This is a genomic window from Nostoc sp. ChiVER01 (assembly GCF_034531155.1).
In the GTDB taxonomy this organism is placed as follows: domain Bacteria; phylum Cyanobacteriota; class Cyanobacteriia; order Cyanobacteriales; family Nostocaceae; genus Nostoc.
This window is the reverse complement of record NZ_JAVRBS010000016.1, coordinates 123,822-147,578: the sequence shown is the minus strand read 5'-3', so window position 1 is coordinate 147,578 and position 23,757 is coordinate 123,822. Positions and strand designations below refer to the sequence as shown.

Here is a 23,757-nt window from a genome sequence, read left to right as displayed (position 1 = left end):
ATAAGTAGGAGTTAGAAGATTGATAGACGCAATGGACTTTTTTCAGTTAAGTGCTGGTAAGTGGCGATCGCAACGTGCAACTCATCACCTGCCCTTTAAACGCTCAGAAACAGGAGAATCGGATATACAGGTAGAAACTCTAGATGCCAATCATCCAGAAATCATTGAACTGTGCCAGTATCATCAGATTGACCCTAGCCTGTCAGTAGGTGGCTCACGGGTGCGTTGGCTTGGTACAATGGCTTGGGATAGAGAAAATGATGAGAACCATCAAGGGAAAACCATATTTGCGATCGTGCCTGATGGCGATAACCCGAGATCTGGTAAATTACTCCGTGAAAGAGGCTACGCTGAAATTATGCCTGTAGTAGGTCTTTTTCACATGGATGATGAAGATGGGCTAGTGTTGACAACCGAATACGAAACAATGAGTTCCATTGAGAGATTCTGGTTCGCTAGCCCAAATATGCGACTACGAACCAGTACAGTGAAACGCTTTGGTGGCTTCAGCACTGCATCATTTTGTACCGAAACTCGTATTGAAACTTCTAACCCAGAACAAATAACAGAAAAACAAGGGTCGGATGTTTTGGAAAAAAGAAAGTTTTATTCAGTTTTGGGCTGGTGAATGATTCTCAAGCAGACCGATGCTTTTACTCGTGGCCGAGATTATCTGTATCAAGTACAGAGGTTTGCCCTAGAACCGGGTATGGTTGATGTGTTCGATAATGTGCGCGATCGCATCCCCATTTGTACCTGGATCGGCGATAATATTAACACTATTAACGCTCAGATCAATACCTATCTAGACCTTTGCCATGAGTGCTTTCATCCCCAAGAGCGTCGCCACATCCAAATTTTCGCAGTCCCCATAGCTCAATCCTTCGGCATCGACGGGCTATGCAATATTCTCACAAACCCAGTAACTATTCTGGTAGATGTTGGTCGAATTGCACCTAGAGACTGGTTTGGTGTAGTCGTTCATGAATACGCCCATGCCCATCTAGGAGACTTTGGTCACAATCAGCAGTTTGCTAGCATCCTATCTCATCTATGTTTAGGGCTGGGATTAGAACCACCTTACTGGGAGGCAGGTATGGAAGCAACTTTGCGTAGCTGGCCTCACTGTAAATCAACCATAGATCCCTTGGAATTTTGGATAGGTCAAGGGAGTAGAGGGTAGGGAAAACAAAGAGACAAGAGGTGAGAACTTGCAACAAGTCTCTCCCCTTGCCCTTAATTCTTCACTCCCCACTCCCCATTAATTTCTTTTGCTATATGTTAAAAATTATTGCTTAATTTCAAAAAGGTGAAACTGAATCTTCTAATCTAAAGTATGTAAATAAAATTTTTTAAGTAGTTATTAGGCTGAAAGCCTTACTCCTTTTATAAGTTAGCTATGGGTTGAGTCCAACAAGCTAATCCTTGTTTTTTGGAATAGATAAGTTCCCCTTGGTTAAGTTTCGTGAAATTTTATCAGAATCTGAAGTTTTGATACAACTACTCCCTTAATATGTGATCTAAAGTTGTTAACTTTAATTAAGAAATATGGAGGCTTTAGAGTGGCAATTCCTCTGTTAACATACGACCCTTCAAGTCAAAATCAGCGTGTAGCTGCATACGAAGTACCGGGTGATGAACAGCCCAGGATTTTTACTACAGACAATCTGCTTTCTCCATCAGATTTAGACCTTCTGATTGATGCAGCATATCGTCAAATTTTCTTTCATGCCTTTGCTGCTGATCGCCAAACATTTTTAGAGTCCCAACTCCGTAATGGACAGATTACAGTGCGGGACTTTATTCGTGGCTTGCTGCTTTCCGATACCTTTAAGAAAAGCTTCTACGATCTCAACAATAATTATCGCTTTGTTGAGCAAGTAATCCAACGCGCTCTAGGACGCGACCCATACAGTGAGCGGGAAAAAATTGCCTGGTCAATTGTAGTAGCAACCAAAGGTATTAGAGGCTTTGTTGATGAAGTCCTCAACACTGAAGAGTACCTGAGCAATTTTGGAGACTCCACAGTACCTTATCAGCGCCGTCGCATATTGCCATCCCGTGCTGAGGGTGAGTTGCCATTCAACATCAAATCTCCACGATACGAAGCTTACCACCGTGCCAAACTGGGTTTCCCCCAAATTATTTGGCAGGTCGAAGTACGCAGATTCCTTCCACAAGAACGAAAGCCAAAGGCAGGCGATCCAGCTCTATTCTTGTCAATGGCACAAAGTGTCAATGCAACTGGCAATACGCCACAAAGGATCTCGTCATTCAACATCGATATCGAAAAGTCTGTACCTTATCGCCAGTTGGCTGGAATTAAGTAACGATTTTTGTTCGACGGCTGTCTAGTACATCCGATCATTTTATAGCGTGCATAAGTCTTGGGTTATGTAGGAGTTTCATTTAGGTATAACTAGTGGAACAGACTCTATCCCATGTCTAATGCACGCTAGTTGTTAAAGGGGATTTTTGCAAGACTTAATGTCTGTGAAATGGTGCTGCTTTCAGATGCGGGATGAGTTTAAAGTGTAGTTCGTCTTTTTAACATCTCCAAAAGTTTTGTAAAGTGACTTGGAGGGTTTGCTGTCACTTCAATCAACTCTCCAGATACGGGATGTTGCAATTTTAGTCGCCAAGCGTGCAGTGCTTGACCGGGCAAATTTACCCCTACTGAATGACCAGAACTATAAACTGGGTCGCCGACAATGGGATGCCCCATTTTGGCGCTGTGGACGCGAATTTGATGGGTGCGTCCAGTTTCTAGTTGGAAGTGGATTAAGGTGAAGTTACCGAGGCGTTCTAGTACTTGCCAATGAGTGACGGCGGCTCGTCCGCCTTGTTCAACAGGCATAATAGCCATTTTTTTGCGGTCTTGTGAATGGCGACCAATGGGTAAGTCAATTGTGCCACTTTCAAGTTTTGGCGCACCATAAACGACGCCTAAGTATTCTCTGCGTGCGGTTTTAGCTTTGAGTTGTGCTTGTAGGTGATGATGAGCAACTTCTGTTTTAGCGATCGCGATCGCACCTGTTGTATCCTTATCCAATCGATGGACGATTCCCGGACGTTGGACTCCGCCAATTCCTGGTAAATTAGGGCAGTGTGCCAATAGAGCATTTACCAAAGTACCATCGGGATGACCGGGTGCAGGATGGACAACTAAACCTGCGGGTTTGTTGAGAATGAGTAGCTGGTCGTCTTCGTAAAGGATATCTAAGGGGATATCTTCTGCAAGGAGTTCTAAAGGTTGCGCTTCTGGTATTTCGAGAGTGATGCGATCGCCTAACTTGACATTGATCTTCTTAGATGTACAAACTTTATCGTTAAGTTGGACGTTACCCTGTTCGATTAACTGTTGGATGCGGGAACGGGAGAAGTCTGGTAATTCTTGGGAGAGGTAACGGTCAAGGCGATCGTTGCCTTTAGTGTTGACGCAGTGTATCGTATCCCTGAAGGGAACTAAACTAGACGTTGCATCCTCTAGTGGAGTTGACAAGTGTTCGCTATTTTCTTGGATTTGTAAATTAAATTCGGTCATAATTGCTCTGGATTATTAATTCCCCTTTCTTTAAGTAAAGCGCGAAATGCTTGAAAAGGGGGTTATAAATCGTGTCTACTCAGGTGAAACCTTGATTTGAAATTAGTCTACAGAGGCGGATGAGAATTTATACATCCGCAAATTCTATTGCCTTAACTATCTTGTATTTGTTTTCTTACCAATTGTCGAAACACTCTAAGTGCTGAACTCATTCCTGTGTTTCGCGCCATTTCCACAAATCGGGGAATGAGTTCTGTGATGGAAAAAGTGGGAAATGTCGGGCTGATGAGAGACTTCACATATTGCTCACCTTGCAGCAAGCTAATTTCTAGGTTTTTGCTTTCATATCGCCAAATTTCAGGTACTTTTAACGCCTCGTAGGCACTAATTTGGGTTTTAGAGGTGATATCAATTTCAATCGCCAAATCAGGAGGAGGATCAACAGTTAGGTCGATCCTATCTTTCCCAATCATTAGCTTATAGTTTTGAATATAAAAACAATCATCGGGTTCAATACCCGCACTTATATCTTTACGCTTAAAGGTAGTTGAACCTAAAGACTCCCAATTGAGATCGAGTTCATCTAGCAAGGCTTTCACTAAATCTCCAATAATTACCTTAGATCGCTCATGTTCTGGTAATGGAGCCATAATTTCTAACGTCCCTTGGCTGTATGCTACTCGACTCCCGCGATGCTCCCCTAACTCATTGAGAATTGCTTCAAATACTTGCCAACTCACATCTTCCAGTATTATTCTCTGTCCTGGTGGAACTCGAATTTGTTTGAGTTGAAGAGTAACCATAGGATGTTAGTTGTTAAATAATTTCATTTTTACTCAAATTTGACATCAGTGGTGATGTGGAGGATAGTATTCATGTTGTTTTTATCAAGGTTATTTTATCTCAAAGGGGTTCATGTGGATGAAATTCAAGACATACATTATTTGGTTGATGACTATTAGGATATATAAATATTTTAATTTCTAATTTGCCCTTCTGCCAACCTTTACCATCAAGTTTAATAACCTGACAATCTTTGACAGCATTTAGTTTAATTTCACTGAAGGGTATGGACTCATCTCCAGCAGATATACTGCCAAACAAACTACCAACTGAATCATTATTAATTGGAGTTTTATGTGTACAAATTTCCTGACGCCATTTTTTGATAAATTGTCGTATAACTAACTCTCTTAATTTACTTACTTTATAAGTATTATTCTCAAATAAAATGACATCATCTCCACAGTCTAGAAGAATAAATTTATTTTTCATACCAATATCTATACTGATAATTAAAAGTTGCCAGTCTATACTTACTACTAAATTATATTGAGGTTTTATTAACAGTAAGTTAGTATAAATACTGAATAATTAACTGTAAAGAAACAATCTGAGCAGCATCAAGCGATCGCTCAACAACATTATTCTTTAAAATCTCACCCAAATACGCAGAGTTTTCTTTGCATTTTTGCGCCTTCGCGTAAGATTATCATTTTATAAATTCGGCGGAATACATACATCTGGCGCACACAACCCAAGAAACTCTAGCGTTGTCACCTCAAAGGTATCCAAATCTACGCGGCGGATGGCATGGTTATTAGTATCAGCAATATATAAATGTGAACTCCAAACGCTCAATCCTGAAGGTTCAAAAAACTGAGTGTTTTTACCCTGGCCATCTTGTAAGCCATTAGTACCATCTCCTAAAACTGTTTGACAATTCCCTGTACTGGGACTCACCAATTTAATTTTGTGATTATAAGTATCTGCTACCCACAGAAAATTTTGAGTATATTCCACTCCTAAACAGTGCTGCAAACGGACATTTTCACCTTGTCCATCTACATCACCAAAATCAAATAAACCCCCACTACCGCAAACAGTTCGCACTTGGTACGGTTCTACAATTCCCACACCGCGAATTGAGCTAACTTCACTGTCAGCAATATATAATTCATTCCCATCGGTGCTGATACCGCTAGGTTGAGCAAAGGCAGATTCAGTAAGTGAACCATCAATACACGCTTCTGCACCAATACCAGCATAAGTTTTGATAATGCCAGTTTCTAAATCCATTTGCCAAATTTGATGAGGCCCAGCCATTGCAATAAACAAGGTATTTCCCACTTTGACTAAATCCCAAGGAGAATTTAGCGCAGTTTCTAAACCAGCACCGCCATGAGGAGAGATATTACGGCTTTGTTCACCAGTTCCTGCGATCGCTTGCACTACTTGATGCTTTAAATAAACTCGCCGCAGTGTATGATTTTCTGTATCAGCAACATAAAGAATTTGATTTTCGGCATCATAAGCCATTCCCTGTGGTGCAAAAAATTGCGCTTCGTTAAAAGCACCATCAGTTAAGCCAGATTTTCCAGTACCAATCAAGTGCAGAATTTCGCCGTCAAAACTACTCATAATCAGGCGATGATGTCCAGAGTCAGCGATGAATAAACCCGTTGGAGTAGCTAGAATTTTACCAGGAAAAGCTAGGGGTGTGATTAATGGTTGGCGCTGTTTCTCTAAAGTCAAGCTGAGTTCTTGAAAATTAATTGTGCCTTTGTCTTGGTGTTGCTGAATTACCTTTTGAATCAACTCGTCTAAAGTGTCACGATTTCCTTCACCAGAAATTTGGCCAATCACGTAACCTTCTGGATCAATAATTATTAACGTAGGCCAAGCACGTACAGCATACTCTTCCCAAAGTCGAAAACCATTGTCAACTATAACTGGGTGTTCAATGTCGTAGCGCAGGATAGCCTGGCGAATATTTGCTGTTTCTTTTTCGTTGTCAAATTTAGCAGAGTGAACACCGATAACGGTAAGGCTATCTTTATATTTTTGTTCTAAATATTTCAGGTTTGGCAGAATATGCAGACAATTGATACAGCAGTATGTCCAAAAGTCTAAAATTACGACTCTACCTTTGAATTGTTTAAGAGACAAAGGTTTATCGGTATTGAGCCAAGAGTAATTTTGTGGTAATTCTGGCGCTCTGACACGGGGAATCATACTAATTTGTAATTCGTAGTGACGCTCGTTCGCGCAGCGTCTCTCCTTGAGAGAAGGCTCGCTAACGCTGCGCTAACGTAATTCGTAATTCGTAATTAATATAATGTTCGCATAATTAGTTATGATTCCCACAGTCATAGCAACCCCACCGCTTAATCTCTTAAAAACAGACGTCATAAAAACTTAGCTTGATAAGATTTATCGTTCCCGTATAGAGTATGGGAATGACAGAATTTACGAAATCCTGTACCTTAGCTATACGGCGGCAATAGCTCAAGGGATTTTAAACTGCTGATGGAATCAGGATTATCAGCAATATTAAAACATTCGATTAAGCAATGCAGCTTATCTTTCGCTTTCCAATATCAGGGCAAACGAATACCATTTAGTAAATTATTAAGATTTAGCGTTTCTCCTGGTTCAATCTCTATTAATATTGCACCCTTTGCCCAAACAGGAACATTATCACCTCTATAAATTACTAAGTTTCCATCATCTTGAACTACAAGACGACAACTAGAAGCAGGTGCAGTAAAACTTGACCAGATGGGGAGTGAATTAGATCGATAAATGACTAAATTGCAGTCGTATTGCATGACGATGTAGCTATCTGCTGCGCCAAAAGTGTTTGATGACCACACAGGAGTGCCAGATGAATTATAAAGAACAAAGTTTCTATCTGATTGCTGTACGGCTTTAAATTGTCCATTTGGTGAAATCAAGTATTGACCAGGGAATAAGTATTCGCCTGTATTAAGAGTAGATGTACCAGCACCCGCTAGAGCCTTGTTTTGTTGAATAAGCAATGTAGCTTGTAATGAAATTGCAAATGCTGTTGTTAAACCTAGAATTTTAGACAGTGTAGATAATTTCATAAACCTACCTCCAATAAAGTTATATTATTTGTAAACAGTGTTGAGATACAATATTTCTAAAGTCGCACAATTATATAGTCCTTGCAAAATAGTGCAAAGACGAAAACTATTGAGTTTTAAGGCTCACAACAACGACCAAGAGATTATTGCTAATTATAAATGTTATTCTTGGTGTTTCTACGCTATTAAAAAGCCTTTATAAACATCAGGGTATACTGTTAATTACTATTTAATAAATGAACTTTTAGAAAATTTACACTTTGATAAGATTTGACAAACTAAGTACTACGGAATTATCAGCCTGGGTGCAACTAGCTAAAACCCAAGCTCAACAGGGACGAGTTCCCGATCGCATTCCGCAATTGGCTTTAGCTAATCCTAGTTGGTTTGCAGTTCATATTTACTGCAAATCTGGAAAAAATATCACCTTTGGCGATACAGCTTGTGTTTTCCCGCTAATGAGCGTTATTAAGACATTTTCCTTACTTTATCTGCTAGAAAATTTTGGTGCAGAAACGGTTTTTAGATGGGTTGGGATGGAACCATCGGATGCACCCTTTAATTCTTTAGAACAACTAATTGCCGATCGTGGATACCCCCGCAATCCGATGATTAATAGTGGAGCAATTACCCTCGCTGATAAATTACCTGGAAAGGACGCAAGCGTTCGCACTCTTTTATTTTGTCACTGGCTCAACCAATTAGCGGGTTGCCAACTATCTTTGGATGAGGCGATGCTGGCTTCAGTGCGATTAACCCATTCAACAGCCAATGAAGCGATCGCTAATTATCTTGCCGAAGCGGGTTATCTTAACAATATTGAAACAGCACTTGACACATACGAGCAAATATGCTGCATTTCTGGGCAAGTTGAAGATTTAGCCCTGTTAGGAAAACTCTTAGCTTTTGATAATGGCTCCCTTTTATCAAAAAACCGCCGAATTGTCAATGCAATAATGTTAACTTGTGGATTATATGAAGCTTCTGCGGAGTTTGCAGTCAGGATTGGTCTACCAATGAAATCAGGGATTGGTGGTGGACTTATAGCAATAGTACCAGGTGAGGGAGCGATCGCTTGCTACAGTCCCACCTTAGATACAGTAGGAAATCCGGTAGTAGGGCTTGCTTTTATTGAGGCATTATCGCAAAAATTAGAGTTGAGCATTTTCGGGTAAATGCTGCTTTTGAACTGGAAGACAAATGATGAATTCAGTACCACTACCCACCTCAGACTTACACATTAGTTGTCCTCCGTGTTTCTCGACTACAATCTGACGGCTAATCGAAAGTCCCATACCAGTGCCAACACCTCTAGCCTTAGTAGTGAAAAACGTCTCAAAAATTTTTCCTTGAACATCAGAGGGAATACCAGAACCATTATCAGCAATGCGAACAACTACCCAGTTTTTATTTTTAAGTTCAGTAGCGATCGTAATTTGTGGTTTGTCTTGAGGATTGTGCTGTTCCTCCAATGCATCAAGTGCATTATTGATAATATTCATAAACACTTGATAAAGCGAACTAGAAAAACCTTCAATGCTAGGAATCTCACCGTACAAGCGCTCAATTTTAATGCCTTTTTTAATTCGGTTATTGAGGATGAGTAGCGTACTATCTAGGCATTCATGTAGATTAACCGGATGTGCTTTTGCTTCATCCAGGCGAGAGAAGTTTTTCAAACTTAAGACAATTTGTTGCACGCGATCGGCACCAAACTTCATCGACTGCAAAAGTTTGGGTAAATCTTTTTCTAAAAATTCTGCATCAATTTCGGTAGCGTAGGCTTGCACCGCCAAAGATGGATTAGGCACTTCTTGGCGATAGATTTTTAGCAATTCTAATAAATCGTCTACATATTGAATAGCAGGATCTAAATTACCATAGATAAAATTTACCGGATTATTAATTTCATGGGCAATACCAGCTACCATTCGTCCTAAGCTAGACATTTTCTCACTTTGAAGCAATTGGGCTTCTTGCATTTGCTGTTGACGAAAAGCTGCTGCTTGCTGTTCTTCCAATAAGCATTTAACTCTATGTAAAACTTGGTTAAATGCAATAGCAAGTATGCCAATTTCATCTGTGGTGATGACAGGTGCTTGCAGGTCAAAGTTAGATTCTTTAGTGACTTGCTGCGCCATACTCGTCAGCACTTTGACCGGATAAGTAATAGTTCGACTTGTTAATAAAGCTAAAATAGTAGCAACTAGCACTGACAACAGTATACTGGCAGCAATAATATAAATCCGCATTTGCGCTGCTTTCTTGAACGCAGCTGTCGCTGCTACTGATTCCTCATAGGAAGCTTTAATAACAGTAACCAATTCATCAGATATCTCGTCAAACTTGAGTGCTAATTCACTGTTGGTAAACTTTAACAATCGTTGTTGGGCGATCGCAATTTTCTTTTCATTTAAAAGCGATAGATCAAGTTGCTGAAATAATTCCTCAAGTTGTTGAATATAAGTTTGTGGTAGACCATCATAGGTTCGCAAAAACAGGGGAATATTCTCAGTATTTTGACCTGTATAATCAGCACTTTTTGTATATTTTTGGAGTTCAGACCAGACTTGCTCAATTTCTGGTGCATGGACATTAGTAATGTGGCTGTATTCCTCTGTATACAACTTTGGATATGGCACTAATGGGATGAGTTGCTGTTGATGAGTCCGTGTCTGGAGGATACCTGTCTGGAGGCGATGAAGCAAATTGAGTTCCTTAAAAGCGTTTTGTTGCTTCTGCAACGCCTTTTCTTGATACTGGTCTCCAAGGATTAATCCAATTGTGGTTCCTAAAATTCCAACACTGAGAGCAAGAGCATAGCCGGATTTAATTTTGTTCCCAACACTCAAACTATTCGTCAGCCGTGAAAACCACCCTTTTCGATTCGATTGTAAAACAGGAATATCGCCGGAAACTGCCTGAAAATTTGAACCATGATTCTGGGAAGCCATAGTAATCCTGAGTAAGCAATAAAAACCAAGCCTTACTTAGAATTCCCTAGTTGTTCTGCGGAATTAAAAATTTTGCAACTTTTTGCTCCCAACAGTAAACGAGTTATTTCACTTCTATTTTTTCAGGTAACGGCGTTGATTTAGGAGTTGGTGTTACCTCTGACTGTGGTTCTGGTGTTGGTGTAATTATTTCTGGTGCAGGAGACTCGATAATCTCTGGTAGCGTCGGTGGCAAACTAGGAAGTGTCTCAACTGGTGCTTTTGGGGTGGGGACTTTACCAGCCCGACGGTTGAAAAATCCGCCAAATCTAGATTTTGTTGGCTGAGGTACAACTTTTTCAGGTAACGGCGTTGATTCAGGAGTTGGTGTTACCTCTGGCGGTGGTTCTGGTGTTGGCGTAATTATTTCTGGTGCAGGAGACTCGATAATCTCTGGTAGCGTCGGTGGCAAACTAGGAAGTGTCTCAACTGGTGCTTTTGGGGTGGGGACTTTACCAGCCCGACGGTTGAAAAATCCGCCAAATCTAGATTTTGTTGGCTGAGGTACAACTTTTTCAGGTAACGGCGTTGATTCAGGAGTTGGTGTTACCTCTGGCTGAGGTTCTAATGTTGGCGTAATTATTTCTGGCGATGTTGGGGATAAGGTGGGAGATGGTACCGTTGGAACTTCCAATTTTGGTTGTTCTGGCTTGTTTGGCTCTGTTTCAGATTCTTTGGGAGTTTCAGTTTCGGGAATCGGCTGTTTGTCTACCTTCGGTTGTATTTCGGGTGTTTTTTCAACGGACGGTGTAGGCGTGAATCTATAATTTGGATCTACAATGCCGCGCACCTCATCTGCTGTAACTTCTCCTCTGACAATTCTTGACAAAGTGTCTTTACCCTTTGGCTGGTAGTCAATCAATCTAACTGTGGTATTAAAGGCATTTTTGACAGTATTTCCCTGATTATCAAGAAATTCTAGTTTTATCCAGTTTTTTCCTGGATGGAAGCCTTTAAGATAAACTGCTTGCCAGCGATCAAAAATAAAGCTTTCACCATTAATTGTGGTGCGGATGCGCCAATCACTGAATTGGTCGTTAGGATTTTCTTTGCCAACGAGGTGCAGGGGAGCGTTAGTTAGGTAAAAGTCCAGTAAGATTGGTTCTGCTTTGTAGCTACTTTGAGGGCGGCTGTAAGTTAGCAGAGGTAACTTGGGATCTGGGTTGTTGTCGTCGGTTTTGGTGAAGACGTGAAATGTTGTTTGAGCATAAGCGCCTTCATTCTTAAAGCTTTCATGCCAAGGGCGGGAGGCAAAAACGCGCAAGGTATGAGTACCTGGAGACAAGTCTGGCAAAACCAAGGGCTGATTCAGATCGTAAACAGGAATATAAGGTTGGTTATCCAGAATTACGTGTAGATGGGGCCCTAGTTGTAATTGTGGGTCTTTAAATATTGGTAGATCCTTAACCTGAAAACTGGCTGTGGCTTTGTTGTCTTGGAGAACTTCATCAGCTTGTGGAGTAACAATTGTCACTTGTGGCTGATAAACTTCCAAAATTGTCCGCAGTTCTTGGATAACAGATGGTGGGGAAACTTCCGAAAATTGCTTTGAAATTTGAGAAATCTCTGGAGGGTTATCTCTATAGTCAGTAGATACTTCTTGGCTACTGATTTTATCGCCACAACTGGTCAAGCTTAATACCAGCAACAATGTCATTACCCACTTGAAAATGGGGAACCTCTCAGGGAGGAGTTTTTCTAACACCCTTTTCTGCCACGAGTTCATGCGTTGCACCCAGTGATAGTCTTCGACAATTGACAGATTATTTTGGCTCAAACTGTCCATCTGGAACTATAGCCCAAAAGATGAAATCTGCCTCAAATCTCATAATTTTCTTGTGTATCTCAGGAAATTATCAAATGAGTCATATTCTTTACAGCTTTTTACTTGCAACAATGGAAATATGATACAAATGTTCATGAGTAATAGCAGCCAAAGCTGAAACACCGCCTCATACAGCCAAACTATAAAATTTGCAAATTGTTATTCTTTGTAAATTAAATAGATAATCTATTGACTTTTGGACAAAGGCTTTGAAGTTAAAAGGCAGTTAAGGCAGGAATTCCAGCAATATTTCCGCAAGTTTGAATTATTGTTAAAATATCTCCAACTATCTCCAACAAAGTACAAGTGAAGACTCTATAATTCAACGAGAAACAACAATCCACATCGGTCTTCATCGCAGCTTCAGTAAAATTCTGGATTTTGCGGTAATGGTTAATTTTGTGGTATTCATGATTCCTCATTCCTTATCTAGAGAGGAGGTCGAATGACAATAAGTCCTCCGGAGCGAGAGGAAAAAAAGGCAAGAGTAATCGTCGATAATGACCCAGTTCCAACCTCATTCGAGAAATGGGCGCAACCTGGACACTTCGACAGATCCTTAGCCAGAGGCCCCAAAACCACCACATGGATTTGGAACCTGCACGCACTCGCCCATGATTTTGATACACATACAAGCGATTTAGAAGATATATCCCGCAAGATATTCTCAGCCCACTTCGGCCACTTAGCCGTAATAATGGTTTGGTTGAGCGGGATGATTTTCCACGGCGCGAAGTTTTCTAACTACGAAGCTTGGTTAAGCGACCCGTTGAACGTTAGACCAAGTGCTCAAGTCGTTTGGCCCATTGTTGGACAAGACATTTTAAACGGTGATGTTGGCGGTGGTTTCCACGGTATTCAAATCACCTCTGGTTTATTCCAAGTATGGCGTGGCTGGGGTATCACAAACTCCTTCCAGCTTTACTGCACTGCGATTGGTGGCTTGGTATTAGCAGGCTTGTTATTATTTGCCGGCTGGTTCCATTACCACAAACGCGCTCCTAAACTGGAATGGTTCCAGAATGTGGAGTCAATGCTGAATCACCACCTGCAAATATTGCTAGGTTGTGGTTCCTTGGGATGGGCAGGTCACATAATTCACGTATCCGCACCGACCAACAAGCTTTTGGATGCAGGCGTTGCTCTCAAAGACATACCCTTGCCCCACGAGTTCATATTGAACAAAGACTTGTTGACCGAGCTGTATCCCAGCTTTGCTGCTGGTTTAGCACCTTTCTTCACCTTGAACTGGGGTCAGTATGCTGACTTCCTCACCTTCAAGGGCGGTCTAAACCCAGTAACAGGCGGCTTGTGGATGACTGACATTGCTCATCACCACTTAGCGATCGCAGTTATCTTTATCATTGCTGGTCACCAGTACCGTACCAACTGGGGTATTGGTCACAGCATTAAAGAGATTCTGGAAAACCATAAAGGGCCTTTCACCGGTGAAGGTCACAAAGGTCTCTACGAAAACCTGACCTCATCCTGGCACGCTCAGTTGGCTACTAACCTAGCTTTCTTGGGTTCGCTGACCATCATCATCGCGCATCACATGTACGCGATGCCCCCTTATCCATATTTGGCAACTGATTATGCTACACAGTTGTGCATTTTCACCCACCACATGTGGATTGGTGCATTCTGCATAGTCGGCGGTGCGGCTCACGCTGCCATATTCATGGTGCGGGATTACGATCCAGTTGTGAACCAAAACAACTTGCTGGATCGGGTGCTTCGTCACCGAGATGCGATTATTTCTCACCTTAACTGGGTGTGTATCTTCCTCGGCTTCCATAGCTTTGGACTTTACATTCACAACGATACAATGCGTGCCTTGGGACGTCCCCAAGACATGTTCTCTGATACGGCAATACAGTTGCAGCCAGTGTTTGCCCAGTGGGTACAAAATATCCACACCCTAGCTCCTGGTGGCACTGCTCCCAATGCGCTAGAACCCGTTAGCTATGCTTTCGGCGGTGGGATTTTGGCTGTAGGCGGTAAAGTTGCGATGATGCCCATTGCTTTGGGTACGGCGGACTTCTTAATCCACCATATTCACGCATTCCAAATCCACGTTACTGTCCTAATTCTGCTCAAAGGTGTACTGTTTGCCCGTAGCTCTCGTCTGATTCCAGACAAAGCAAACTTGGGCTTCCGCTTCCCCTGCGATGGTCCTGGTCGTGGCGGTACTTGTCAAGTATCTGGTTGGGACCATGTGTTCCTCGGACTATTCTGGATGTACAACACAATATCCATTGCAATTTTCCACTTCAGCTGGAAGATGCAATCAGATGTCTGGGGAACCGTAGATGCAGATGGTGCTGTGACTCACATCACCGGTGGTAACTTTGCCCAAAGCGCCATCACCATCAACGGTTGGTTGCGAGACTTCTTGTGGGCGCAAGCTACGCAAGTCATCAACTCATACGGCAGTGCGCTATCTGCTTATGGACTCATGTTCTTAGGCGCTCACTTTGTTTGGGCATTCAGCTTGATGTTCCTGTTCAGTGGTCGCGGCTACTGGCAAGAACTGATTGAGTCCATTGTTTGGGCGCATAACAAACTGAAGGTAGCACCATCCATTCAGCCTCGCGCTTTGAGCATTATTCAGGGTCGGGCTGTAGGGGTAGCTCACTACCTCTTAGGAGGAATTGCCACAACTTGGGCGTTCTTCCATGCACACATCCTTTCAGTAGGGTAGCAATCAGTTATGGAGTGCTGAGTGCTGAGTGCTAAGTGCTGAGAAAAAACTCGGAACTTAGAACTCAAAACTCAGGACTCTAGAGGCTGGTATTTGATGGCTAAAGGTCAGAGGATTTATTAAACCTATGGCGACGAAATTTCCGAAATTTAGCCAGGATCTCGCACAGGACCCGACGACTCGTCGGATATGGTATGCGATCGCTACAGGCAACGATTTTGAAACCCATGATGGCATGACGGAAGAAAATCTTTACCAAAAGATTTTCGCAACTCACTTCGGTCACTTGGCAATCATCTTCCTGTGGGCATCCAGCCTCCTGTTCCACGTAGCCTGGCAAGGTAACTTTGAACAGTGGATTAAAGATCCCCTTCATATCCGTCCCATCGCCCACGCGATTTGGGACCCTCACTTTGGTAAACCAGCGATCGAAGCTTTTACTCAAGCTGGCGCTAGCAATCCGGTAAACATTACCTACTCTGGTCTCTACCACTGGTGGTATACCATCGGTATGCGGAATAACAGCGAATTGTACAACGGTTCAGTTTTCTTGCTATTATTCGCTGCTGTATTGCTATTTGCTGGCTGGCTGCACTTGCAGCCCAAGTACCGTCCTAGCTTGGCATGGTTTAAGAGTGCGGAACATCGCCTAAACCACCACTTAGCAGGTTTGTTTGGTGTTAGTTCTTTGGCTTGGGCTGGTCACTTAATTCACGTTGCTATCCCCGAAGCTCGCGGACAGCACGTAGGTTGGGATAACTTCCTGAATACCCCACCCCACCCAGCAGGTTTGACACCATTCTTTACAGGCAACTGGGGTGTTTACTCTCAAAACCCTGATACTCCTGGACATATATTCGGGACATCGCAAGGTGCAGGAACTGCAATTCTGAGTTTCTTGGGTGGTTTCCATCCCCAGACAGAAGCTTTGTGGCTGACTGACATAGCTCATCACCATCTAGCGATCGCAGTTCTATTCATCGTTGCTGGTCACATGTACCGGACAAACTTTGGGATTGGTCACAGTCTCAAAGAAGCCTTGAATGCCAAGAATTTCTTCGGTATTCCTGTTGAAGGGCCGTTTAACCTACCTCACCAAGGTATTTACGACACCTATAACAACTCCCTGCACTTCCAATTGGGATGGCACTTAGCAGCGTTAGGTGTTGTCACTTCCCTGGTAGCGCAGCACATGTACTCCATGCCTTCCTACGCATTTATTGCGAAGGATTACACAACCCAGGCAGCGTTGTACACGCATCACCAGTATATTGCTGGATTCCTGATGCTTGGTGCTTTTGCTCACGGAGCAATATTCTGGGTACGTGATTACGACCCAGAACAAAACAAAGGCAACGTCCTTGAGCGCGTGTTGAAGCACAAAGAAGCGATTATCTCCCACCTTAGCTGGGTATCCCTTTTCTTAGGCTTCCACACCCTCAGCTTGTATGTTCACAACGATGTAGTGGTTGCTTTCGGTACTCCTGAAAAGCAAATCCTGATTGAGCCAGTGTTTGCTCAATTCGTCCAAGCTGCTAACGGTAAAGTACTGTACGGTTTAGACACCTTACTATCTAACCCAGATAGTATTGCTTACACAGCATGGCCCAACTACGCTAACGTTTGGTTGCCAGGCTGGTTAGATGCCATCAATGCTGGTACTAACTCCCTGTTCTTGACAATTGGCCCTGGCGACTTCTTGGTACACCATGCGATCGCTTTAGGTCTGCACACCACCACCTTGATCTTGGTCAAAGGTGCTTTGGATGCCCGTGGTTCTAAGCTGATGCCCGATAAAAAGGACTTCGGCTATGCCTTCCCTTGCGACGGCCCCGGTCGTGGCGGTACTTGCGACATCTCAGCTTGGGATTCCTTCTATTTAGCTGCATTCTGGATGCTTAATACCCTTGGCTGGGTTACTTTCTACTGGCATTGGAAGCATCTAGGTGTTTGGCAAGGCAACGTAGCTCAGTTCAATGAGAACTCTACATATCTCATGGGCTGGTTCCGCGATTACCTTTGGGCTAACTCTGCTCAGTTGATTAACGGTTACAACCCTTACGGCGTGAATAACCTATCTGTCTGGGCTTGGATGTTCTTGTTTGGACATTTAGTTTGGGCTACTGGCTTCATGTTCTTAATCTCCTGGAGAGGTTACTGGCAAGAGTTGATTGAAACCCTTGTTTGGGCACACGAACGTACTCCTCTAGCTAACCTAGTTCGCTGGAAAGATAAGCCCGTGGCTCTGTCAATCGTTCAAGGTCGTGTAGTTGGTCTAGCTCACTTCACTGTTGGCTATGTCTTGACTTACGCTGCATTCTTGATTGCTTCTACTGCTGGTAAGTTCGGTTAACTGAGCTGCGAGTTTTGTAGATAAGTAATAAAAATCCCCTGCCGCAAGGTGGGGGATTTTTTTGTATTTTCACTTTAGATTAATTTTTCTACTTTTTTAATAACCTTAAAGCATAGACCTCTTGGCATTTGTGCTTTTTACAAGAAAGGGAAAAGGGTAAAGGTTAAAGGGGAAAAAAACGAGCGAAAATCGGCAGATGGCTTGTGAAATCACAGAACAATTAGCGATCGCTATTCAACAATCTCACGGGCTGCAACTAAACGTCAAGTTCAAGGTCTAGAATTGCGCTTTCAAACCCTGCTTAATCAATTAAACTTAGGAGTTTATCGTCTGACAGAAGATGATGTTTTCTTAGAAAGTAATGGTGCATTTCTACATCTACTGGGTATAAATTCCTTGACTAAAATTCCAGAAAGCCACACCCTTGCACCTTATTTTCAGGCAGAAAATTATGCCAAACTTTTGCAACAACTTAAGCAAACTGGAGATTCACGTGAACACGAAGTACTTTTACAGCGAGCAGATGACAATGAAATTTGGGTGCGGATTAGTCAGACTTTGACCACTAACAATAATATTACGGTAATTGATGGCATCATTGAGGACATTACGACACGTAAGTAGACAGAGCAAGAGCGCGAACAACTGCTACAACGGGAACAAGCTGCACGGGCAGAGTCAGAAGCAGCTAACCGAATCAAAGATGAATTTTTAAGTATCTTATCTCATGAGTTGCGATCGCCACTTAATCCTATACTCGGTTGGTGTAGGCTACTTACTAACCACCAATTAAATTAGTCAAAGAGAGCTGAAGCTGTAGTCATTATTGAGCGCAATGCAAAATTGTTGTCTCAGATGATAGAAGACCTTTTAAATATTTCTCAAATTCTGCAAGGTAAACTCAGCCTGAATATTTACTCTGTAGATTTAGTATCTATAATTTCGTTAGTGCTAGAGAGTGTTCAGTTAACAGCCCAAGCTAAAAACATTCAATTGCACAGTGTTTTAACACCGAATGTATGCCTTATTTTGGGAGATTCCACTCGTTTACAGCAAGTATTTTGGAATTTACTATTTAATGCTATCAAGTTCACACCTGCTGGCGGTCGTGTAGAAATTCGTTTAAAGCAAGTTGATACACAAGCCGAAATCCAAATCACGGACACAGGTCAAGGAATTAGCCACGACTTTTTACCTTACGTGTTTGATAAATTCCGTCAAGCAGATAGCAAGACTACTAGAAAATTTGGTGGATTGGGAATGGGGCTGGCAATTGTCAAACATCTGGTAGAGTTGCATGGTGGTCAAGTCTGGGCAGAAAGCCTTGGTGAAGGACAAGGTAGTATTTTTACCGTCAGACTGCCATTAATGGCAACGCAGACTCAAACAAATACAAACATTAAACAGTTTGATAATCACCTAATTTTAACTGGTATCCGAGTCTTAGTGGTAGATGACGAAGTTGATTCTAAGGAATTAGCTGATTTTATCCTTTAAGAGTATGGAGCAGAAGTAATAGCTGTAGGATCGCCATTTGAAGTTGTTCCAACTTTGCTGAGTTTTCAGCCGGATGTATTAGTCTTAGATATTGGAATGCCCGATATGGATGGCTATATGTTGCTGCAACAAATTAGAAGTTTGCCACCAGAGCAAGGAGGGCAAATTCCAGCGATCGCACTGACAGCTTATGCTGGAAAATTAGACCAGCAACAAGCAATCTCAGCAGGGTTTCAAGCACACTTACCCAAGCCAGTAGATATTGCCCAATTAGTAGAAGTTATTGCCAAACTTATAAAGCCAACCTAATAGCATCTGAACTCCCAAAAGCCAATACTCTAAAATAAAATATCCTCTGCGTTACTTTGCGCTTTTCTCTGTGTTCCGTCTGCTTTAAAAAAAATAATTTTTCAAATTAAATATTTTTCCAATCTCAAGATAAGTTATAACTAAAAAGCCCAGATAACTTTATAATCTTGCAAGAAAAACCAATAACTTCACCAAAAGAAATAACTTTTAATCCTTCTTATACCCAACAGAACGGAGCAGCCTATTTAGGTGATAGCCTTAAACTTATTGAATTCATTAATGATAATAGTATTAACTTAATTATCACATCACCTCCATTTGCTCTGACACGAAAAAAAGAATATGGTAACGAAACTGCTGAAAAATATATCGAGTGGTTTCTACCTTTTGCCTATCAATTTAAAAGAGTACTAGCAGATAATGGCTCATTCGTACTAGATTTAGGTGGAGCTTACCTACCTGGTAATCCCGTGCGGAGTATCTACCAATACGAACTTTTAGTCAGATTATGTAAGGAAGTAGGTTTCTTTCTTGCTCAAGAATTTTACCACTATAACCCGGCTCGACTGCCAACCCCTGCTGAGTGGGTAACAATCAGGCGGATTCGTGTAAAAGATTCTGTAAATACAGTTTGGTGGTTGTCTAAGACACCCAATCCTAAAGCAGATAACAGAAAAGTTTTAAAGCCCTATAGCCAAAGTATGAAACAATTACTCAAAAATGGCTATAAGGCTAAAATACGTCCTAGTGGACATGATATTTCGGATAAATTCCAAAAGGATAACCAAGGTGCAATTCCACCAAATCTACTAGAAATTGCTAATACTGAATCGAATAGTGCTTATTTACGACGCTGTAAAGCAGCAGAAATTAGACCCCATCCAGCACGTTTTCCTCAAGGATTCGCCGAGTTCTTCATCAAATTCTTAACTGATGAAGGTGATATAGTTTTAGATCCATTCGCAGGTTCTAACACAAGCGGGTTTGTGGCTGAAACTCTGCAACGCCGATGGATATCTTTTGAAATTAACGAGGATTATGTAATGGGAAGCCGTTATCGTTTTACTTAATGAAGATATTAAGTAAATATTTAGGACTGAACAGTTAAAATCTACAACTCATAACTACTTAAATTTCTCCATTCACTTGCATTTGATGAACTTGGTCTGCTAACTCTTGACGACCTGAATCATCTAGTTTGTCAATTGCTAACATTCCCATGAGAATCACTTCTTTCAGGGTTAAACGTGTTGAATGTGCCTGTTTTTGCACAATCTCTTTAATAATGGGACTCACACCAATCGCTGTACTAGCTCTAGCCACGGAATAAAAGAAAAACACTAATGATTAAGCCTAAATCTTAGCACCTTCCATGAAGTTATTTTCTGTAGCTAAAACTTAATTTAAATGTGTTTCAACTCATACTTCAATAAGTAAACATTAATTTTAAATTAGCTATGTAGAGAATAAGCTTCTGAGTGCAGGGTACTGTCCCACAATTGGACAATTTATATCAAAATCTTAATTATCGCATTAAAGGTAAGAGCCTACTTTTGAATGAAAATAAATTTAACTTTTATTATCCCAGAATAACGGGTATAGTGTCTAACAGTACTAAAAATAACTCTAGAGCTATCCCAAACCTTTTTGAGGGTCTAGGGGCATAACTTCTAACTGTGCTGTAAATTACCTAAAATGGTCATAAACTTATTTAAGTATCGATCCTTGTCTGATGCTAGCTATTGAATCTTTAATCTAAACTAATTCTAGATTAGAGAACTGATGTATTTGCAACACTCAATTTCATCTGATAAATTGAAAAACTATCCTTTTAGTTCTAGTAAAATATCATGCGATCGCCACAACTGGCTGACATTTTTAAATCTGAAATCAAATGGTTATTTATTATGTTAGTAATAGCAAAGGGTAAAACCTTTGGACTGAGATACTCCTACTAATTGCCAAGTTTGTAAACACTTGCAATATTTATACCAACTGAGTTATAAAAAATAGTCGGTTTGTAAAAATAGGGCTTTCAGTACAACTCTCCTCACAAATAAAATTTGTATACCACCAGGAAAACCGTAATTTAAAGAGATCGTGAATTCTCAAATATAATCTCGTTAACAGGCTTTACAGAACTATACAGTTTAAATAAGAATAATAACTTAACCGAAGTAAAATTTTCCTGAATACAGGCAACTAATGCTGTGAGATGGAAAAGCAGTGAGTAGAGGAGAGACAAAGCAAATGAGGGACCCTTATCTGTTGGCAGCAGGCTTGTTAACAGTATTAGCAATACCAGCATTGGCTCTTCCACATTTGTCGATTATCTTGCCAGAAAATTCTAGACCCTTGTGGAATTTAAAACAGGGTTCCCAGGCAATAGTCAGTGCAAAAATTATCAATAGCGTTGATATCTCCTTACCAGAACTCAGCGGCCAAGGGTTCCAACCCCTAAAAAGTTTGCAACCAACAGCAGGTGAGAAAAACATTAAGAGTTTACCAGAAATCAGTAGTCAGGAATTACCAGCTCCAACAGAGTCATCACTCAACCCCAGTTCCCAAGCAACTGGTTTATCATTAACATCTGGGAATCAACTTTACTACCAAAGATTGGCGGCTCTGAAAACAGGTCAGATTTATACGCGCGTAGATAGTGATAATTTGCAATCATTGTGGGAGTCGATCAAAAAACGTCAATTAACTTATGATGACTGGAAAAGTTTATTAGCTTTAGAAGCTAGAGCGATCGCTCAAGGTCAAGGTGCAAATCATCTAAGTATCTTAGTTGGCGATTCTTTGAGCATGTGGTTTCCTAGAGAAAAACTACCTACTGGTAAACTATGGCTGAATCAAGGCATATCTGGAGATACTTCCAGTGGCGTTTTAAAAAGATTGGGGGCATTTTCGGCAACACGGCCGGATGTGATTTACGTCATGGCTGGGATTAACGACTTACGAAAAGGCGCTAGTGATGACACAATTTTGCGTAATTATCGCCGAATTGTCCGTCGCTTACGGCAGGCTCACCCAAAAACTCAAATTATTGTCGAATCAATTTTGCCTACTCGCCTAGCAAAACTTTCCAATAGCCGCATTCGTCACATCAACACACAACTAACCCAGATTGCCAAACAAGAAGGTGCTAATTATCTAAATATTTATAGCTGGTTTACGGATATGGAAGGCAATTTGCGCCCAGAGTTGACCACAGATGGGTTACACCTGTCTCAAGAGGGTTATGATGTGTGGCGATTGGCACTACAACAGATAGAATACAAGCTAACTCAGCGTGAGAAATGAGCGATCATCGTGCCAAGACTTGGAGCGATGTCTACGACGGGCTGCGCCTACGCAATTTTTAGATTTATGGAAGTTACTGATAACGATGCCATCACCATACGTTCTCTAATTGAACATCAATTGGCAGCTTTTCAAAAAGATGATGCCCAAGGTGCTTTTGCTTACGCTAGTCCGGCAATTCAGGCGCAATTTGGAACCCCAGAATATTTTATCCAAATGGTAAAGATAAGTTATCCAGCAGTATACCGTCCTCGTTCTGTCTTTTTTGAGAAGATAACAACGATTCAGGGAAACATAACTCAGCCAGTGTTACTACTAGCTCCTGATGGAGTTCCCTTGAGGGCTTTATATTTTATGGAAAAACAGCCAGATAATACCTGGAAGATTAACGGTTGCTTTCTAGTTTCCGTAGAAAACAAATAAGTATAAATTATATCTTCATACAACCAAAATATTATAATTTAACGCCCAAGGCTTCTCGATTCAAAATCTGATTTAACTTACCGCTACGATAACCTTCTAAATCCAGGGTTACGTAAAGAAATCCGAAATCCTGAAATACAGAAACCACTTTTTGTAAATCTGTAGTTAAGACAAACTCTTTAATTTGTTCTGGTAGTAATTCAATGCGTGCTGTATCTCCTTCTGATCGCACGCGCAAATTCTGCCAACCTAGCTTTCTTAAGAAAATTTCTGCTCTACCAACTCGTTGTAATTTAGCTACAGTAATCTCTTCACCATAAGGAAAGCGGGAACTGAGGCAAGGTTGAGCGGGTTTATCCCACCAAGGTAAACCGAGTTGTTGCGAAAGTTGTCTAACTTCAACCTTGCTAAGACCAACTTCTGCTAAAGGCGATCGCGCACCTCTTTCTTTCGCCGCCTGAATTCCTGGGCGATAATCATGCAAATCATCGGCATTTACCCCATCCACCACGTAGGGATAACCTAACTCTAAAGCCAAAGGTTTGAGAGTGTCGTGCAATTCACTTTTGCAAAAATAACAACGATTAACCGGGTTAGAGGTGTAATTAGGATTTTCCATCTCGTGAGTCTGGACGATTTTATGAGGAATCCCAATAGCTGCGGCTTGAATTTTGGCATCTTCCAACTCTTCTGGTAAAAGTGAAGGAGAAACAGCCGTCACAGCTAAAGCGCGATCGCCCAACGCATCATAAGCAATTTTGGCAACCAAAGTACTATCAACGCCCCCAGAGTAGGCAATCAACGCCTGCTCCATTTCTTGAAATAAGGCTTTTAATTGCTCAAATTTTTCTGTCAGCATCATTTCCCAATCCTGCCCAAACCCTATAGCACCCAACAGTTTCTATTGTAGTCA

Annotated in this window: 22 protein-coding genes; 13 read left to right on the top strand and 9 right to left on the bottom strand. The window is 41.5% G+C overall.

The features are described from left to right. The first annotated feature begins 22 nt into the window (after positions 1 to 22). The 3 genes from RMY00_RS21140 (at position 23) to RMY00_RS21130 (ending at position 2,330) form a co-directional block, all read left to right on the top strand. The gene (locus tag RMY00_RS21140; RefSeq protein ID WP_322649441.1) at positions 23 to 628 is read left to right on the top strand and encodes a phycobiliprotein lyase; all 606 of its coding nucleotides are present in this window, start codon (positions 23 to 25) and stop codon (positions 626 to 628) included. Continuing rightward, positions 629 to 1,183 carry a hypothetical protein gene (locus RMY00_RS21135; RefSeq protein WP_322649409.1) on the top strand — a complete coding sequence of 185 codons (555 nt, stop codon included), beginning with the start codon at positions 629 to 631 and terminating at the stop codon, positions 1,181 to 1,183. It begins immediately after the preceding gene. 379 nt (positions 1,184 to 1,562) lie between these two features. After that, positions 1,563 to 2,330: a phycobilisome rod-core linker polypeptide gene (locus tag RMY00_RS21130; RefSeq protein ID WP_322649408.1), complete on the top strand. Its 768-nt coding sequence runs from the start codon at positions 1,563 to 1,565 to the stop codon at positions 2,328 to 2,330. A gap of 197 nt (positions 2,331 to 2,527) precedes the next feature. On the opposite strand, the gene RMY00_RS21125 is transcribed toward RMY00_RS21130, so the two are convergent. The 5 genes from RMY00_RS21125 to RMY00_RS21105 all read right to left on the bottom strand — a co-directional run bounded on the left by RMY00_RS21125 (position 2,528) and on the right by RMY00_RS21105 (position 7,434). Then, on the bottom strand, positions 2,528 to 3,544 hold the full coding sequence (locus RMY00_RS21125) for an RluA family pseudouridine synthase (protein WP_322649407.1): 1,017 nt from the start codon (positions 3,542 to 3,544) through the stop codon (positions 2,528 to 2,530). Positions 3,545 to 3,696: 152 nt separating this feature from the next. Continuing rightward, positions 3,697 to 4,347: a Uma2 family endonuclease gene (locus RMY00_RS21120; protein ID WP_322649406.1), complete on the bottom strand. Its 651-nt coding sequence runs from the start codon at positions 4,345 to 4,347 to the stop codon at positions 3,697 to 3,699. 100 nt (positions 4,348 to 4,447) lie between these two features. Next, the gene (locus RMY00_RS21115) at positions 4,448 to 4,819 is read right to left on the bottom strand and encodes a KGK domain-containing protein (RefSeq protein WP_322649405.1); all 372 of its coding nucleotides are present in this window, start codon (positions 4,817 to 4,819) and stop codon (positions 4,448 to 4,450) included. Between the two features lie 222 nt (positions 4,820 to 5,041). Next, a complete protein-coding gene (locus RMY00_RS21110; protein WP_322649404.1) occupies positions 5,042 to 6,559 on the bottom strand; it encodes a thioredoxin-like domain-containing protein in 1,518 nt (505 codons plus the stop codon). Positions 6,560 to 6,924: 365 nt separating this feature from the next. Continuing rightward, positions 6,925 to 7,434 (bottom strand): hypothetical protein, encoded by a 510-nt coding sequence (locus tag RMY00_RS21105; protein WP_322649403.1) that lies wholly within the window; start codon positions 7,432 to 7,434, stop codon positions 6,925 to 6,927. Between the two features lie 260 nt (positions 7,435 to 7,694). Between RMY00_RS21105 and glsA the strand changes: the two genes are divergently transcribed. Beyond that, a complete protein-coding gene (gene glsA, locus RMY00_RS21100; RefSeq protein WP_322649402.1) occupies positions 7,695 to 8,609 on the top strand; it encodes a glutaminase A in 915 nt (304 codons plus the stop codon). Here glsA and RMY00_RS21095 read toward each other — a convergent pair. After that, positions 8,586 to 10,388 (bottom strand): ATP-binding protein, encoded by a 1,803-nt coding sequence (locus RMY00_RS21095; protein ID WP_322649401.1) that lies wholly within the window; start codon positions 10,386 to 10,388, stop codon positions 8,586 to 8,588. The two genes, glsA and RMY00_RS21095, sit on opposite strands and share 24 nt — an antisense overlap. 103 nt (positions 10,389 to 10,491) lie before the next feature. Beyond that, positions 10,492 to 12,153, bottom strand: a complete 1,662-nt coding sequence (locus tag RMY00_RS21090; protein WP_322649440.1) for a hypothetical protein — start codon at positions 12,151 to 12,153, stop codon at positions 10,492 to 10,494. Between the two features lie 544 nt (positions 12,154 to 12,697). Between RMY00_RS21090 and psaA the strand changes: the two genes are divergently transcribed. The 7 genes from psaA to RMY00_RS21055 all read left to right on the top strand — a co-directional run bounded on the left by psaA (position 12,698) and on the right by RMY00_RS21055 (position 20,185). Then, positions 12,698 to 14,956 carry a photosystem I core protein PsaA gene (gene psaA, locus RMY00_RS21085; RefSeq protein WP_322649400.1) on the top strand — a complete coding sequence of 753 codons (2,259 nt, stop codon included), beginning with the start codon at positions 12,698 to 12,700 and terminating at the stop codon, positions 14,954 to 14,956. Between the two features lie 127 nt (positions 14,957 to 15,083). After that, a complete protein-coding gene (psaB, locus tag RMY00_RS21080; protein ID WP_322649399.1) occupies positions 15,084 to 17,309 on the top strand; it encodes a photosystem I core protein PsaB in 2,226 nt (741 codons plus the stop codon). Positions 17,310 to 17,591: 282 nt separating this feature from the next. Beyond that, positions 17,592 to 17,933, top strand: a complete 342-nt coding sequence (locus tag RMY00_RS21075; protein WP_322649398.1) for a PAS domain S-box protein — start codon at positions 17,592 to 17,594, stop codon at positions 17,931 to 17,933. A 21-nt stretch (positions 17,934 to 17,954) separates the two neighbouring features. Then, positions 17,955 to 18,107 (top strand): histidine kinase dimerization/phospho-acceptor domain-containing protein, encoded by a 153-nt coding sequence (locus RMY00_RS21070; RefSeq protein WP_322649439.1) that lies wholly within the window; start codon positions 17,955 to 17,957, stop codon positions 18,105 to 18,107. 57 nt (positions 18,108 to 18,164) lie between these two features. Continuing rightward, the gene (locus RMY00_RS21065) at positions 18,165 to 18,806 is read left to right on the top strand and encodes a HAMP domain-containing sensor histidine kinase (protein WP_322649397.1); all 642 of its coding nucleotides are present in this window, start codon (positions 18,165 to 18,167) and stop codon (positions 18,804 to 18,806) included. Between the two features lie 18 nt (positions 18,807 to 18,824). Further along, positions 18,825 to 19,115, top strand: coding sequence for a response regulator (locus RMY00_RS21060; protein WP_322649438.1), 291 nt, complete (start codon positions 18,825 to 18,827; stop codon positions 19,113 to 19,115). A 167-nt stretch (positions 19,116 to 19,282) separates the two neighbouring features. Beyond that, on the top strand, positions 19,283 to 20,185 hold the full coding sequence (locus RMY00_RS21055; protein ID WP_322649396.1) for a site-specific DNA-methyltransferase: 903 nt from the start codon (positions 19,283 to 19,285) through the stop codon (positions 20,183 to 20,185). 58 nt (positions 20,186 to 20,243) lie between these two features. Here RMY00_RS21055 and RMY00_RS21050 read toward each other — a convergent pair whose 3' ends face one another. Beyond that, positions 20,244 to 20,456 (bottom strand): hypothetical protein, encoded by a 213-nt coding sequence (locus tag RMY00_RS21050; protein ID WP_322649395.1) that lies wholly within the window; start codon positions 20,454 to 20,456, stop codon positions 20,244 to 20,246. Positions 20,457 to 21,365: 909 nt separating this feature from the next. On the opposite strand from RMY00_RS21050, the gene RMY00_RS21045 reads away from it, so the two are divergent. Together RMY00_RS21045 and RMY00_RS21040 are read left to right on the top strand one after the other, a co-directional pair. Further along, complete coding sequence (locus RMY00_RS21045; RefSeq protein ID WP_322649394.1) at positions 21,366 to 22,421, top strand: SGNH/GDSL hydrolase family protein; 1,056 nt, start codon at positions 21,366 to 21,368, stop codon at positions 22,419 to 22,421. Between the two features lie 66 nt (positions 22,422 to 22,487). Beyond that, positions 22,488 to 22,844, top strand: a complete 357-nt coding sequence (locus tag RMY00_RS21040; RefSeq protein WP_322649393.1) for a DUF4864 domain-containing protein — start codon at positions 22,488 to 22,490, stop codon at positions 22,842 to 22,844. Between the two features lie 31 nt (positions 22,845 to 22,875). Here RMY00_RS21040 and larE read toward each other — a convergent pair whose 3' ends face one another. Continuing rightward, on the bottom strand, positions 22,876 to 23,703 hold the full coding sequence (gene larE, locus RMY00_RS21035; RefSeq protein ID WP_322649437.1) for an ATP-dependent sacrificial sulfur transferase LarE: 828 nt from the start codon (positions 23,701 to 23,703) through the stop codon (positions 22,876 to 22,878). Positions 23,704 to 23,757: the final 54 nt, after the last annotated feature.

Bases quoted from the DNA above. Each gene is read 5' to 3' on its own strand.
- RMY00_RS21135 (WP_322649409.1), top strand. From the start codon at position 629: ATGATTCTCAAGCAGACCGATGCTTTTACTCGTGGCCGAGATTATCTG.
- RMY00_RS21125 (WP_322649407.1), bottom strand. From the start codon at position 3,544: ATGACCGAATTTAATTTACAAATCCAAGAAAATAGCGAACACTTGTCA.
- RMY00_RS21120 (WP_322649406.1), bottom strand. From the start codon at position 4,347: ATGGTTACTCTTCAACTCAAACAAATTCGAGTTCCACCAGGACAGAGA.
- RMY00_RS21115 (WP_322649405.1), bottom strand. From the start codon at position 4,819: ATGAAAAATAAATTTATTCTTCTAGACTGTGGAGATGATGTCATTTTA.
- RMY00_RS21110 (WP_322649404.1), bottom strand. From the start codon at position 6,559: ATGATTCCCCGTGTCAGAGCGCCAGAATTACCACAAAATTACTCTTGG.
- RMY00_RS21105 (WP_322649403.1), bottom strand. From the start codon at position 7,434: ATGAAATTATCTACACTGTCTAAAATTCTAGGTTTAACAACAGCATTT.
- RMY00_RS21095 (WP_322649401.1), bottom strand. From the start codon at position 10,388: ATGGCTTCCCAGAATCATGGTTCAAATTTTCAGGCAGTTTCCGGCGAT.
- RMY00_RS21090 (WP_322649440.1), bottom strand. From the start codon at position 12,153: ATGAACTCGTGGCAGAAAAGGGTGTTAGAAAAACTCCTCCCTGAGAGG.
- psaA (WP_322649400.1), top strand. From the start codon at position 12,698: ATGACAATAAGTCCTCCGGAGCGAGAGGAAAAAAAGGCAAGAGTAATC.
- psaB (WP_322649399.1), top strand. From the start codon at position 15,084: ATGGCGACGAAATTTCCGAAATTTAGCCAGGATCTCGCACAGGACCCG.
- RMY00_RS21065 (WP_322649397.1), top strand. From the start codon at position 18,165: ATGATAGAAGACCTTTTAAATATTTCTCAAATTCTGCAAGGTAAACTC.
- RMY00_RS21045 (WP_322649394.1), top strand. From the start codon at position 21,366: ATGAGGGACCCTTATCTGTTGGCAGCAGGCTTGTTAACAGTATTAGCA.
- RMY00_RS21040 (WP_322649393.1), top strand. From the start codon at position 22,488: ATGGAAGTTACTGATAACGATGCCATCACCATACGTTCTCTAATTGAA.
- larE (WP_322649437.1), bottom strand. From the start codon at position 23,703: ATGCTGACAGAAAAATTTGAGCAATTAAAAGCCTTATTTCAAGAAATG.